General features: G+C 48.1%; 12 protein-coding genes and 1 pseudogene. 11 read left to right on the top strand and 2 right to left on the bottom strand.

What is annotated here, in order from left to right:
• Nucleotides 1–50: 50 nt before the first annotated feature.
• Together metJ and C1192_RS17925 are read left to right on the top strand one after the other, a co-directional pair.
• Nucleotides 51–368, top strand: coding sequence for a met regulon transcriptional regulator MetJ (gene metJ / locus C1192_RS17930; RefSeq protein ID WP_000852812.1), 318 nt, complete (start codon nucleotides 51–53; stop codon nucleotides 366–368).
• Nucleotides 369–577: 209 nt separating this feature from the next.
• Complete coding sequence (locus C1192_RS17925; RefSeq protein WP_001517521.1) at nucleotides 578–1,186, top strand: YiiX family permuted papain-like enzyme; 609 nt, start codon at nucleotides 578–580, stop codon at nucleotides 1,184–1,186.
• A 33-nt stretch (nucleotides 1,187–1,219) separates the two neighbouring features.
• Here the strand turns inward: C1192_RS17925 and pgtP are convergent, their stop codons facing one another.
• Nucleotides 1,220–2,602 carry a phosphoglycerate transporter PgtP gene (pgtP, locus tag C1192_RS17920; protein ID WP_038354997.1) on the bottom strand — a complete coding sequence of 461 codons (1,383 nt, stop codon included), beginning with the start codon at nucleotides 2,600–2,602 and terminating at the stop codon, nucleotides 1,220–1,222.
• Between the two features lie 373 nt (nucleotides 2,603–2,975).
• On the opposite strand from pgtP, the gene C1192_RS17915 reads away from it, so the two are divergent.
• From C1192_RS17915 to pgtA, 5 genes and pseudogenes are all read left to right on the top strand, one after another.
• Nucleotides 2,976–3,230, top strand: a complete 255-nt coding sequence (locus tag C1192_RS17915; protein ID WP_241482952.1) for a hypothetical protein — start codon at nucleotides 2,976–2,978, stop codon at nucleotides 3,228–3,230.
• Nucleotides 3,231–3,387: 157 nt separating this feature from the next.
• A complete protein-coding gene (locus tag C1192_RS17910) occupies nucleotides 3,388–4,620 on the top strand; it encodes an ABC transporter substrate-binding protein (protein ID WP_038354999.1) in 1,233 nt (410 codons plus the stop codon).
• On the top strand, nucleotides 4,557–5,543 hold the full coding sequence (locus C1192_RS25725) for a hypothetical protein (protein WP_241482953.1): 987 nt from the start codon (nucleotides 4,557–4,559) through the stop codon (nucleotides 5,541–5,543). The genes C1192_RS17910 and C1192_RS25725 overlap by 64 nt, the downstream gene beginning before the upstream one ends.
• 54 nt (nucleotides 5,544–5,597) lie before the next feature.
• Nucleotides 5,598–6,584, top strand: coding sequence for a sensor histidine kinase (locus C1192_RS25720; RefSeq protein ID WP_241482954.1), 987 nt, complete (start codon nucleotides 5,598–5,600; stop codon nucleotides 6,582–6,584).
• A 2-nt stretch (nucleotides 6,585–6,586) separates the two neighbouring features.
• Nucleotides 6,587–7,853, top strand: a pseudogene (gene pgtA / locus C1192_RS17900) (two-component system response regulator PgtA).
• 70 nt (nucleotides 7,854–7,923) lie between these two features.
• Here pgtA and rpmE read toward each other — a convergent pair.
• Nucleotides 7,924–8,136 carry a 50S ribosomal protein L31 gene (gene rpmE, locus C1192_RS17895; protein WP_000710770.1) on the bottom strand — a complete coding sequence of 71 codons (213 nt, stop codon included), beginning with the start codon at nucleotides 8,134–8,136 and terminating at the stop codon, nucleotides 7,924–7,926.
• Between the two features lie 203 nt (nucleotides 8,137–8,339).
• On the opposite strand from rpmE, the gene priA reads away from it, so the two are divergent.
• From priA to hslV, 4 genes are all read left to right on the top strand, one after another.
• Nucleotides 8,340–10,538, top strand: coding sequence for a primosomal protein N' (priA, locus tag C1192_RS17890; RefSeq protein ID WP_001517517.1), 2,199 nt, complete (start codon nucleotides 8,340–8,342; stop codon nucleotides 10,536–10,538).
• A gap of 191 nt (nucleotides 10,539–10,729) precedes the next feature.
• Nucleotides 10,730–11,722, top strand: coding sequence for a DNA-binding transcriptional regulator CytR (gene cytR, locus C1192_RS17885; protein WP_370567051.1), 993 nt, complete (start codon nucleotides 10,730–10,732; stop codon nucleotides 11,720–11,722).
• A gap of 91 nt (nucleotides 11,723–11,813) precedes the next feature.
• Nucleotides 11,814–12,773 (top strand): cell division protein FtsN, encoded by a 960-nt coding sequence (gene ftsN, locus C1192_RS17880; RefSeq protein ID WP_000068823.1) that lies wholly within the window; start codon nucleotides 11,814–11,816, stop codon nucleotides 12,771–12,773.
• Between the two features lie 92 nt (nucleotides 12,774–12,865).
• Nucleotides 12,866–13,396 (top strand): ATP-dependent protease subunit HslV, encoded by a 531-nt coding sequence (gene hslV / locus C1192_RS17875; RefSeq protein WP_000208242.1) that lies wholly within the window; start codon nucleotides 12,866–12,868, stop codon nucleotides 13,394–13,396.
• Nucleotides 13,397–13,398: the final 2 nt, after the last annotated feature.

Raw genomic sequence — 13,398 nt, 5'->3', positions numbered from 1 at the left:
TAATTGTACGGTCTGGTCTCAATTTATTGACGAAGAGGATTAAGTATCTCATGGCTGAATGGAGCGGCGAATATATCAGCCCATACGCTGAGCACGGCAAGAAGAGTGAACAAGTCAAAAAGATTACGGTTTCCATTCCTCTTAAGGTGTTAAAAATCCTCACCGATGAGCGCACGCGTCGTCAGGTGAATAACCTGCGTCACGCTACCAACAGCGAACTGCTGTGTGAAGCGTTTCTGCATGCCTTTACCGGGCAACCGCTGCCGGATGATGCCGATCTGCGTAAAGAGCGCAGCGACGAAATCCCGGAAGCGGCAAAAGAGATCATGCGTGAGATGGGGATTAACCCGGAGACGTGGGAATACTAAAGCGGAAAAGAGCGGCGTGGGGAGTGCTGCCAAAGGCAAAATCGCCTGATGCGCTACGCTTATCAGGCCTACGTCATATTGCAATCTATTGAATTTGCACGAACTTGTAGGCCGGATAAGGCGTTCACGCCGCATCCGGCATAAACAACGAGCACGTTGTCAGCGGCTCAGATCTAACCCACCGCCTTTTTATACATGGACGTTTAACGATGAAAATCAGGCTACTCATCCCCAGCCTGCTGGTTTCTGCGCCAGCCTTTGCCTGGCAGCCACAAACCGGCGACATCATCTTTCAGATCTCTCGCTCATCGCAAAGTAAAGCGATCCAACTGGCGACCCATTCCGATTACAGCCATACCGGTATGCTGGTGATACGCAATAAAAAGCCCTACGTCTTTGAAGCCGTCGGCCCGGTGAAATACACCCCGCTGAAGCAGTGGATCGCCCACGGTGAAAAGGGCAAATACATTGTGCGCCGTGTTGAAGGCGGGCTGAATACCGAACAACAGCAAAAACTGGCGCAAGCGACAAAACGTTATCTTGGTCAACCGTATGACTTCAGCTTCTCGTGGAGCGACGATCGCCAGTATTGTTCAGAAGTGGTGTGGAAGGTGTATCAGAACGCGCTGGGAATGAGCGTGGGCGAGCAGCAAAAACTGAAAGAGTTCGATCTTAGCAACCCGCTGGTCCAGGCGAAGCTCAAAGAACGCTACGGCAAAAATATCCCGCTTGAAGAAACGGTGGTTTCACCACAGGCCGTTTTCGATGCGCCACAACTCACTACCGTCGCTAAAGAATGGCCGCTGTTTTCCTGGTAATGGGCCAATCACCTCGTGACTGGCCCCCAAAATCTAATTTTTATTGGTCTGAAGCTCTTGCGAAAACGCAGCCACGTCATTTTGACGCTGTCGTTCCATAGCGACCGCGCCAAAGTGCGTTAGCGTACAGAAAATAATGCAACAGATAACACCAGCAAGCAGAAGATAAAAACCGCCATCCCAACCTACCTGATCGACCATAACACCAAACAAACTTGTACCAAGCGTTGCGCCAAGAATATAACTCATAAAACCACGCAAACCGACTGCGGAACCCACGGCAAAACTGGGGACAATTTCCATTGTCTGCACAGAAGCCAGGAACTGCGGAACATAGATAAGGCAGCCTACGCAAGCAGCAAAAATGGTAATAGAGAGCAGAGAGTCGCTTTTCCAGTAGCCCAGCAGGCAGAAGAAAATCAATACCATACTGATAATCGCGGGTGGCATACGGCGACCATGAAATAATTTATCACTCAACCAGCCAGCAAATAACGTCGTTGGAATAGCCGCCCATTCAAAAATTAAAAATGCCGTGCTCATTTCAGTCTTCGTAAAATGTTTCACGCTTAACAGGTAAATGGGCAACCAACTGATAATTCCGAAACGCACCATATAGACAAAAACATCAACGAAAGAGACGAACCATGCATTCTTGTTTTTTAGCACATAGGTACAAAAAATTTGCCAGGCAGTCATATCTTCTGGCGCACGATCATCTTTTGCTTTAATGCTGACGTCGTCCGGAACAATTTCGCTTAATGGTGGTAAACCTTCACTTACGGGAGAACCTTTACCTGTCATCAGCACGACTATAGCAATGACAACTGATACAATCGCTGGAACAACATACGTTGCTATTTTCCAGTGTTCAGTACCCAATACGGCAAATGCACCACCAACAATCGGAGCAACAATACCGCCCCCCACATTGTGCGAAATATTCCAGACCGCACCGACGATGCCCCGTTCTTTACGAGGGAACCAGTTGGCTATTGTAATAAACGAAGGGCCAACGCCCATCCCTTGAAAGAGGCCATTCAGAATGACAAGTCCCGCAAACATCCAAAAAGCAAAACTAAAACCAAGCGCCACGTTAACGAGGGCGCAAAGAACTAAACCCACAGCCATATAGACTTTAGGATTAGCTTTTGCCAGGCTACTCATTACCCCTTTACTAATACCATAGGCGATTAGCATACAACTGCTAAGTAGCCCTATTTGAGTCGCAGACAGATTAAGATCTTGTTTTAAATAAGGTGTGGAGAGAACAAAGTTATTCCTGACAATATAATACGAAAGATAACCGATAAACACGCTAAATAGCGCCTGCATACGATAACGATTATAGGTATTCTTTATTTCACTTTCAGGAACCTTATGTGTTGCCACTTGAGGTTTCAATAGAGAAAGCATACATCACCTTCCAGTTCATAGAGTTATTTTAAACAGCAATGCTAGTTGCTACTCTCTGATGAGTATTTCAAAAGCCCTTGCTTCATTGGTTTTGAAGATAGTGAAGCAAGAGAGTTTAAGTTACAATACAAGGCAAATGAGTCAAAATTGACTCAAAAATACAAATATCATGTTCCATTTCTTTCCCATTTTCACATCCCAAAATAGAATTCGGCTCTTATTTAAGTCTTAACGGGTTACAACAGCCCCAATATAAAAATAATTCCTTTTATTAATTTTTTCAGTTTTTGATGTCAGTCACATATTTTGTATCTATACACGTGATCATTGAAGATACTTGATTTTACCCTATCGGAGGATCATGCTGCGCAACATGAAAGTTTTCATCACCGCTCAACAACAAGGAGGACTTAAACATTTTCATGATATCCTTCATGACAAGCACATTTACGCTCGCATTAAAGCCATTGTTCCGGCGCATGAAGGCTGGCGCAAAGAAACAATAGAATCCGGTCATAACCTGAATCCGATAGCGCAAGTGTGGAAATTAATTACCGAGCATACCCATAACAATCGCTATTTCCGCAAGATACACGTGTTCAGAGGTGCAATATTGATCTTTTTTTAACAAACGCTTCCGGATATAGTGACGCTGGCTACATCCAAATTAATGATAATTTCCGATACTGACACAAGTGTCTTGCTGTTCATTGAGTATATTAGCGAACGGATAATGATATGAATTACAGCGTAAGAGTTTTTCTCTCGTTAATAGGATTTTTGACATGATTCGTATTATACAACGAACACTAATCTGTTGGCTTTTATGCGTCAACGTCACCTCAGCACAAGAGCTGGTGATTGCTACAACGCTTTCTTCGGAAGCGACAGAGCACATTATCAGTCAATGGCAAAAGCAACCCCTGGCAACCCAAATCCGAACACTCAACCGAACCAGTGCATCCATTGAGCGCCTGCTTGAAAATCCATTGGGTGAAAATATTGATCTGGTATTGAGTTCATCCCCCATGTTGCTACAGCGATTACAAAGTAAAAACCTGCTCCAGCCATTTAATAATCAGATAGAAACAAGCAGAAAGTTAGTCCCCGACTCTATTCGGTCAACCACCGTTGCAGTTGCAGTATCGGGCTATGGCATCCTGATCAATGTAGCGCATCTGGAAGATAAAAATGAGCCAGTACCTACTTCATGGAAGGAATTAAGCAGGTCACGTTATCAAGGAACCTTATTAATGAGTAGCCCTTCGCGTTCAGATACCACTCATCTGATGATTGAAGATCTCCTGCAACAACAAGGATGGAATAACGGCTGGAGCACACTACTGAAAATAGGCGGCAATCTCGCGACCATTTCATCACGTAGTTTCGGTGTAGCAAATAAGATCAGCACAGGGTTGGGAGACGCTGGTCCGATAATCGACAATTACGCTAACGTACTGCTTAATAATTCAACCTTACGTTTCAGTTATTTCCCAAACTCTCGCGCAGCACCTATGTTTATTGCTATCACAAACGGCAGTGAACATTCACAGGAGGCGGGTCGTTTTATTAATTTCTTATTGAGCCCGGAAGGACAACAAGCATTGAGCGATTCTGACTCAGGAAAATATCCGGTATACCCACTGCCCTCCGGCACTCCTCTCGCGGAGCAACAACTACGATTATTTTCCTCCCCTTCCCTTGATTATCCGTTGATTATGCAACGCCAAAAGCTCGTGCAATTGTTATTTGATAATGCGATTACTTTTCGCCTTACCGAACTTCAAAACACCTGGAAATCATTATATGCCGCAGAACATCGGCTTAAGCGTAAATTGCCAGATGTGCGCGCATTATTAACAGCCGTTCCTGTTACCCCACAACAGGCTATTAATTCCATGTACCAGCAGCAATTCGAACTGCAATCAGGCTTTCGTGAAGCTCAGATCATGGCATGGCAGCAGTTTTTCCTGCATCAACAGCAATTAGTGAACATGCAACTCGAGTCATTAAAGTGAAACAACTACATACTATAGGGACGAGCTTACGCCTCGCCTTTGTTTTTAGTGCCGTTCTTACGCTATTCGTTAGCGTAGTTAGCCTCTATTCGTGGTATGAACAAAATTCTCAGGTTCGCTACGCGCTTGATGATTATTTCCCGCGGATTCAGGCTTCATTTCTTTTTGAAGAAAACCTTACCGCATTGGTAAATGAATTCAATGAGCTACAACAGACAACCAATACCGTTAATCGTCTTCAGGTGAGGGAACAAATTGAACAACGGCTACAAAAAATTAAGGCCATTAATCCCCATCTTGATTCAGTACATCAAAATGCGCTTAACCAACAGGTTGCCAGTAGTCACAGATTGCTTAGCAAGCTCGATAGCGCGGTGAATAACAACAATCAAGAAAAAGGAAAACTCGACGTTATATCCTCAAGAGTTAACTGGTTACATGATGATTTCAATAATGAGCTTAACTCTCTGACTCAGGATTTAAGTTGGCAACAATCGTCGTTGCTCAATCAACTCAGCCAACGAAAAGATCTGCACGAAAATCAGGATTTGCAAAATGCTCAACAAACTATTCAAAAAGAATTACAACTTGTTTTCGAACTTTCACATATAGAAACCCAGATCGTCAGCACACTAAAGGAGATGCTTAACACACATAGTGGAGATATAGATTCGTTAAAACAACATATTCAATACCTGAATTTTTTGAAGCACAGCATTGACGAAAATGTGAGATCGTTATCGTCTTATTCCAGTACCATCACATTACATCAGACGGTTTATTCCTTGTGGGAGCTTGGTACTCAACAAAATTATCTGCCCGGAACCCTCGCTGCCTGGCAGCAAGCTCAACAGACTCTCATGAGTACTATCGGGGATAAAGAGCGTGTATTTACGCAAATACGCAACCAATTAGAAACTTAATTAGGAAATAGCCACCAACAACTACAAACATTCAATCTACGATTGGAAAAAATAATGCAAATCAGCGGGCTACTGATTTTGTCGGCTATGGTTACCGCCTTGCTGTTCGTCATTCTGGTAAATTACCTCTACATTCGTCCCAGAATGATCCGCCGATTTCAGTTACTGAATGATGCCGTCGTCAAGTTAAGCAATGGTGAACTCGATGCTGATATCCCTGTCTCCGGCAACGATGAACTTGGGAGAATTGCCAACCTGCTCCGCCAGACCATTGAACAAATTAATCAGCAACAACGTCAACTGGGGCAGGAAATATGCGATCGAATAGCGACTGAAAAAAACCTTCGTACTGCACAAAGTGAATTGATCCAAACCGCAAAACTGGCCGTAGTCGGGCAGACAATGACAACACTGGCACATGAAATTAATCAACCACTTAATGCATTATCTATGTATCTGTTCAGTGCCAACCGCGCTTTAGAACAACAAGACGTTGGTTTGGTAAAAAATTATATCGTCACTATGCGATCGCTGGTCGAACGCATGGATAACATCGTTAAACGACTGCGCAACTTCGCCCGCCGTCGTGATAGTGAATTAGCTGGCGGCGCAATCAATTTACAGCAGGTAATTTATTCATCCTGGGAACTTCTGGCATTGAAACATCGACCACTGAAAGCCTCTCTTCACTACCCGGATCATTTCCCTGCTGTGTATGGCGATGATGTTTTAATTCAACAAGTTTTAGTTAATTTATTTACCAATGCCCTGGAAGCCTGTCTGGAAGAACCGCCCACAATAACCATTAACTTTGAAGAAGAAGCCACCACTGTAACGCTATATATTGCTGACAATGGAAAAGGCTGGCCTGTGCTTCTGGCTGATCGACTATTAACACCTTTTACCACTGACAAAGCTGTAGGTTTGGGTATTGGCCTTTCGATTAGTCATTCTATTATGCGTCAGTGCCAGGGAGAGTTACATATCGCGTCTACTCTCGACCACCATGCGCTGGTTATTCTACGTTTCAGGAAGCTTTAAGCATGACAGACACTCACCCAACAATACTGTTAATTGATGACGATAATGATGTTCTGCAAGCCTACAGCGCTCTCTTACAGCAAGAGGGTTATGTAGTATGTACCTGTAGCAACCCTTCAGAGGCCCTACAATTGCTGCAAAATACCTGGGAAGGCATCGTTGTGTGCGACGTTTGCATGCCAGATATTTCAGGCATTACGCTGCTGGAAAAAATAACGCTGATCGACCCTAATCTTCCTATTCTGATGATCACCGGTCATGGCGATGTTCCTATGGCCGTTGAAGCGGTAAAAAAGGGAGCGTGGGATTTCCTGCAAAAACCGGTCAATCCGGAACAATTTCTATCACTTATCGAAAAAGCACTGGCAGAGCGTGAAGCTTATCTGGAACAAAAAAAATGGCGACACACTCAGTTTAATCGACACTTAATCGGTAACAGCGGCTGGATCCGCCAGACACGCCAACAACTTGAAACACTGGCAGAAACCGATCTTCCCGTCTGTTTTTACGGCGAACCGGGTACAGGGAGAACATTAGCTGCTCATTATCTTCATCAATTTAGTTCTCGCAAAGAAAGACCTTTAATTGAACGCACACTCAGCGCTAATAGTCAGCAACCGTTGGAAGAATGGGTGAAAGAGGCAGAAGGTGGCACGCTGTTATTAAAAGAACTTGAACATTTAACACAAGAAAATCAGCGTCTCTTGATTCAACTCCAGGAACGCCCACAGGATCGATCGTTTCGTCTGATGGTTGTTAATCAAAGCCCTCTGGCTGAACTGGCCGCCGCACAGAAAATCATTCCCGCATTGTATTTTCTTTTTTGAATGCCCACCACTAAGCCAACGACCGGGGGATATTGAACCTATTTTTCACCATTATCTGACACTCACCTGTAAACGATTAAATCGCCAACAGCCGTTGCTGGGAAAAACGTTTTATAAACGGCTGATGGCGCGTGCCTGGCCGGGTAATATCATTGAATTGGTGAATGCGGCAGAACTGGTTGCAGTAGGTGTTTTAATGCTGGACGATTCGGTCAATTTGCAGATGATGGAGACTGATCCAGCACCGCTGGATGAACGAGTAGAAAGTTATGAAAGACAAATAATTATTGATGCTCTCAACTTCCACCAGGGTCGTATAAACGACGTTGCAGATTACTTTCAGATACCCAGAAAAAAGCTGTATTTGCGCATGAAAAAATACGGTATCGATAAAATGGATTTTCGCGATGAAAGGAAAGATAAAAAAACACAAACTCAATGAGTTATGTTGCTGATGAAAGTTTTCAGGCACAAAAAAAGCGCCGTGCGGCGCTTTTTTCGGAAATCCGGTCTTATTTGCTGCCCGGGATGCTGAAACGCTTGTTGAAGCGATCAACACGGCCACCGGTAGCAACATCACGCTGTTTGCCAGTGAAGAACGGGTGGCACTTGCTGCACACGTCGAGGTTCAGGTCATGACCAACGGTGGAGCGGATTTTCATTACGTTACCGCAAGAGCAGCTAGCAGTAATTTCTTCGTATTTCGGGTGAATATCTTTTTTCATGGGAAAACCTCGGTTTAAGGCCGCGTCGCTCTTCCAGCCCTAACGCCAGACACCACGCGATGTTTAAAGTATAGTTTCAATACGATCATTTCGTATCAAAGGCGCCGAATCATACAGAAATTAACCAGCGTATGCAAACTGATCCGCACTCCTCTACGGCAATGTGTATACTGTTCCACCGAATTTCAAGTCAGGATGATGCTATGCCCGTTGCCCACGTTGCCTTGCCCGTTCCGCTCCCTCGTACCTTTGACTATCTGCTGCCTGAAGGCATGACGGTTAAAGCCGGGTGTCGCGTGCGCGTGCCGTTTGGCAAACAGCAAGAACGCATCGGGATTGTGGTGTCGGTTAGCGACGTCAGCGAGTTGCCACTCAACGAACTGAAAGCGGTGGGAGAAGTGCTGGACAGTGAGCCGGTGTTTACTCACTCCGTCTGGCGATTACTGCTATGGGCGGCGGATTACTATCATCATCCGATTGGCGATGTGTTATTTCATGCCTTGCCGATTTTACTGCGCCAGGGGCGACCTGCGGCGAACACGCCAATGTGGTACTGGTTTGCCACCGAGCAGGGCCAGGCGGTGGATATCAACAGCCTGAAACGTTCGCCAAAACAGCAGCAAGCGCTGGCAGCATTGCGGCAAGGGAAAATCTGGCGCGACCAGGTCGCCACTCTCGAATTTAATGATGCCGCACTACAGGCGCTGCGCAAAAAAGGTTTGTGTGAACTGGCAAGCGAAACGCCAGAATTTAGCGACTGGCGAACGGGCTATGCCGTTTCTGGCGAACGTCTGCGGCTGAATACTGAACAAGCCACCGCCGTTGGCGCAATTCATAGCGCGGCCGATTCTTTTTCTGCCTGGCTGCTGGCGGGCGTCACCGGTTCCGGTAAAACGGAAGTCTATTTAAGCGTGCTGGAAAACGTTCTCAGCCAGGGCAAGCAGGCGCTGGTAATGGTGCCGGAAATCGGCCTGACACCGCAAACTATCGCCCGTTTTCGTGAACGATTTAACGCCCCCGTGGAAGTTCTGCATTCTGGTCTGAACGACAGCGAACGCCTTTCGGCGTGGCTGAAAGCGAAAAATGGCGAAGCAGCGATTGTGATTGGTACGCGTTCCGCACTGTTTACGCCATTTAAAAATCTCGGCGTGATTGTCATCGACGAAGAGCATGACAGTTCCTACAAGCAGCAGGAAGGCTGGCGCTATCATGCCCGCGACCTGGCGGTATATCGCGCGCACAGCGAGCAAATCCCGATCATTCTCGGTTCGGCAACGCCTGCACTGGAAACGCTATGCAACGTGCAACAGAAAAAATATCGCCTGCTGCGCCTGACACGTCGGGCGGGTAATGCGCGTCCGGCAATTCAACACGTGCTGGATTTAAAAGGTCAGAAGGTGCAGGCGGGGCTGGCTCCAGCGTTAATCAGTCGTATGCGCCAGCATTTACAGGCCGACAACCAGGTTATTCTCTTTCTTAATCGCCGTGGTTTTGCGCCTGCGCTGCTGTGCCACGACTGCGGCTGGATTGCCGAATGCCCACGTTGCGATCACTACTACACGCTGCATCAGGCACAGCAACATCTGCGCTGCCACCATTGCGATAGCCAGCGCCCGGTGCCGCGCCAGTGTCCGTCCTGCGGCTCTACGCACCTGATGCCGGTGGGGCTGGGCACTGAGCAGCTTGAACAGACGCTTGCGCCGATGTTCCCTGGTGTAGCCATTTCACGTATCGACCGCGACACCACCAGCCGTAAAGGCGCGCTGGAGCAGCAACTGGCGGAAGTGCATCGCGGTGGCGCGAGGATTTTGATTGGTACGCAAATGCTGGCGAAAGGTCACCACTTTCCGGATGTCACGCTTGTGGCATTACTGGACGTCGATGGCGCGCTATTTTCTGCCGATTTTCGCTCAGCAGAACGTTTTGCCCAGCTTTACACTCAGGTCGCTGGTCGTGCGGGGCGTGCAGGTAAACAGGGTGAGGTGGTGCTGCAAACACACCATCCGGAACATCCTCTGTTGCAAACGTTGCTCTATAAAGGCTACGACGCCTTTGCCGAACAGGCGCTGGCCGAACGGCGAATGATGCAACTGCCACCGTGGACCAGCCATGTGATTGTGCGCGCAGAAGATCATAATAATCAGCACGCACCGCTGTTCCTGCAGCAGTTGCGCAATCTGATCCTCTCCAGTCCGCTGGCGGATGACAAACTGTGGGTTCTCGGCCCGGTTCCGGCACTGGCACCCAAACGAGGCGGTCGCTGGCGCTGGCAGATCTTGTTGCAACACCCTTCCCGCGTGCGCTTGCAGCACATCATTAATGGCACTCTGGCGCTTATCAACACAATACCGGATTCACGAAAAGTGAAATGGGTGCTGGATGTCGATCCCATTGAAGGCTAAACCGCTCACGATGCGAGGCGGATCGAAAAATTAAATATTCATCACACTTTTCATGAAAATTCTGTAACCGTTTTCACGCACTATCTGCTAAAAATGTTGCCGATATGAAGTAAACATGGATGTAGTACGCCTGACGTGCCAGGCGAGGAGTGAGTGTGAAAGCGAAGAAGAAGCAGGAAACTGCCGCAACCATGAAAGACGTTGCCCTGAAAGCAAAAGTCTCTACAGCGACCGTTTCCCGAGCATTGATGAATCCCGATAAAGTCTCCCTGGCCACTCGTAATCGGGTTGAAAAAGCCGCTCGGGAAGTGGGTTATTTACCACAGCCAATGGGACGTAACGTTAAGCGTAATGAGTCCCGTACAGTTCTGGTAATTGTCCCGGATATCTGTGATCCCTTCTTTAGCGAAATTATTCGCGGTATCGAAATTACGGCGGCAAGTCACAGATATCTGGTGCTGATTGGCGACTGCGCACATCAAAATCAGCAGGAAAAAACCTTTATCGATTTAATCATCACCAAGCAAATTGATGGCATGTTGCTGCTGGGTTCAAGGCTGCCGTTTGATGCCAGCATAGAGGAGCAACGTAATCTGCCGCCTATGGTGATGGCGAACGAATTTGCGCCGGAGCTGGAGCTGCCGACGGTTCATATCGACAACCTGACCGCGGCATTCGATGCGGTAAATTACCTGTATGAACAGGGACATAAACGGATTGGCTGTATTGCTGGTCCAGAAGAGATGCCGCTGTGTCACTATCGCCTGCAAGGCTACGTTCAGGCGCTGCGTCGCTGCGGAATTATGGTTGATCCGCAATATATCGCCCGAGGCGATTTCACCTTCGAAGCCGGAAGTAAAGCCATGCAACAGTTGCTCGACCTTCCGCAGCCGCCTACTGCCGTCTTCTGTCATAGCGATGTGATGGCGCTCGGCGCACTTTCACAGGCCAAACGTCAGGGGCTGAAAATCCCTGACGACCTTTCCATCATCGGTTTTGATAACATCGACCTGACGCAATTCTGTGATCCGCCGCTGACAACCATTGCGCAGCCGCGTTACGAAATCGGTCGGGAAGCTATGCTGTTATTGCTTGATCAAATGCAGGGGCAAACGGTCGGCAGTGGCTCACGTTTAATGGACTGCGAGCTTATTATCCGGGGATCGACGCGCACATTGACTTAAAGTAAACCTTTAAGACTTCCGTGACTGGTCAAAGGCCCGCCGCTTAAGTAACATGGCGGGCTGACGAACGAATAAATACAGCGAAACGATAGTGGCACAACGAGATTATGTACGCCGCAGCCAACCGGCACCTTCGCGGCGAAAAAAGAGCACCTCACGGAAAAAGCAACGAAATCTGCCTGCGGTTTCTCCCGCAATGGTCGCTATTGCTGCCGCCGTTCTTGTGACCTTTATCGGTGGTCTGTACTTCATTACGCATCACAAGAAAGAAGAGTCCGAGACGCTGCAAAGCCAGAAAGTGACCGGAAATGGACTACCTCCGAAACCGGAAGAACGCTGGCGTTACATAAAAGAGCTGGAAAGTCGCCAGCCTGGTGTGCGTGCGCCAACAGAACCTTCTGCCGGTGGTGAAGTGAAAACGCCGGAACAACTGACACCGGAACAGCGCCAGCTTCTTGAGCAAATGCAGGCCGATATGCGCCAGCAGCCAACGCAGCTAATTGAAGTTCCGTGGAATGAGCAGACGCCGGAACAGCGCCAGCAAACGCTACAACGCCAGCGTCAGGCGCAGCAGTTAGCAGAACAGCAACGTCTGGCCCAGCAGCCACGTGCAACAGAACAAAGCTGGCAGCAACAGACACGTACTGCGCAAGCCGCGCCAGTACAGTCTCAGCCGCGGCAGTCTAAACCTGCGTCCACTCAGCAACCGTACCAGGATCTGCTGCAAACGCCTGCGCATACTGCTGCACAGCCGAAACCACAGCAGGCTGCGCCCGTTGCTCGTGCCGCAGACGCGCCAAAACCGACGGCAGAGAAAAAAGATGAACGCCGCTGGATGGTACAGTGCGGTTCGTTCAGAGGCGCGGAACAGGCAGAGACGGTGCGTGCTCAACTGGCGTTCGAAGGTTTTGACTCGAAAATTACCACCAACAATGGCTGGAATCGTGTGGTCATTGGCCCGGTGAAAGGCAAAGAAAACGCAGACAACACCCTCAATCGTTTGAAGATGGCGGGTCACACAAACTGTATTCGGCTCGCCACCGGGGGTTGAAACCCTCAAAATCTCCCCCATCTATAATTGCATTATGCCCCGTACTTTTGTACGGGGTTTGTACTCTGTATTCGTAACCAAGGGGTCAGCTCGTGACAACTATAGTAAGCGTACGCCGTAACGGCCATGTGGTCATCGCTGGTGATGGCCAGGCCACGTTGGGCAATACCGTAATGAAAGGCAACGTGAAAAAGGTCCGCCGTCTGTACAACGACAAAGTCATCGCGGGCTTTGCGGGCGGTACTGCGGATGCTTTTACGCTGTTCGAACTGTTTGAACGTAAGCTGGAAATGCATCAGGGCCATCTGGTTAAAGCTGCCGTTGAACTGGCAAAAGACTGGCGTACCGATCGCATGTTGCGCAAACTTGAAGCACTGCTGGCGGTCGCGGACGAAACTGCATCGCTTATCATCACCGGTAACGGTGACGTTGTGCAGCCAGAAAACGATCTTATTGCTATCGGCTCCGGCGGCCCTTACGCCCAGGCGGCGGCGCGCGCGCTGTTAGAAAACACTGAACTTAGCGCCCGTGAAATTGCTGAAAAGGCGTTGGATATTGCAGGCGACATTTGCATCTATACCAACCATTTCCACACCATCGAAGAATTAAGCTACAAAGCGTAAGG

This window comes from Escherichia marmotae (assembly GCF_002900365.1).
GTDB classification, from domain to species: Bacteria; Pseudomonadota; Gammaproteobacteria; order Enterobacterales; family Enterobacteriaceae; genus Escherichia; species Escherichia marmotae.
This window is presented reverse-complemented; position numbering and strand designations above follow the sequence as displayed.

Bases quoted from the DNA above. Each gene is read 5' to 3' on its own strand.
- rpmE (WP_000710770.1), bottom strand. From the start codon at position 8,136: ATGAAAAAAGATATTCACCCGAAATACGAAGAAATTACTGCTAGCTGC.
- cytR (WP_370567051.1), top strand. From the start codon at position 10,730: ATGAAAGACGTTGCCCTGAAAGCAAAAGTCTCTACAGCGACCGTTTCC.
- pgtP (WP_038354997.1), bottom strand. From the start codon at position 2,602: ATGCTTTCTCTATTGAAACCTCAAGTGGCAACACATAAGGTTCCTGAA.
- C1192_RS25725 (WP_241482953.1), top strand. From the start codon at position 4,557: ATGGCAGCAGTTTTTCCTGCATCAACAGCAATTAGTGAACATGCAACT.
- C1192_RS17925 (WP_001517521.1), top strand. From the start codon at position 578: ATGAAAATCAGGCTACTCATCCCCAGCCTGCTGGTTTCTGCGCCAGCC.
- C1192_RS17915 (WP_241482952.1), top strand. From the start codon at position 2,976: ATGAAAGTTTTCATCACCGCTCAACAACAAGGAGGACTTAAACATTTT.
- C1192_RS17910 (WP_038354999.1), top strand. From the start codon at position 3,388: ATGATTCGTATTATACAACGAACACTAATCTGTTGGCTTTTATGCGTC.
- metJ (WP_000852812.1), top strand. From the start codon at position 51: ATGGCTGAATGGAGCGGCGAATATATCAGCCCATACGCTGAGCACGGC.
- priA (WP_001517517.1), top strand. From the start codon at position 8,340: ATGCCCGTTGCCCACGTTGCCTTGCCCGTTCCGCTCCCTCGTACCTTT.
- C1192_RS25720 (WP_241482954.1), top strand. From the start codon at position 5,598: ATGCAAATCAGCGGGCTACTGATTTTGTCGGCTATGGTTACCGCCTTG.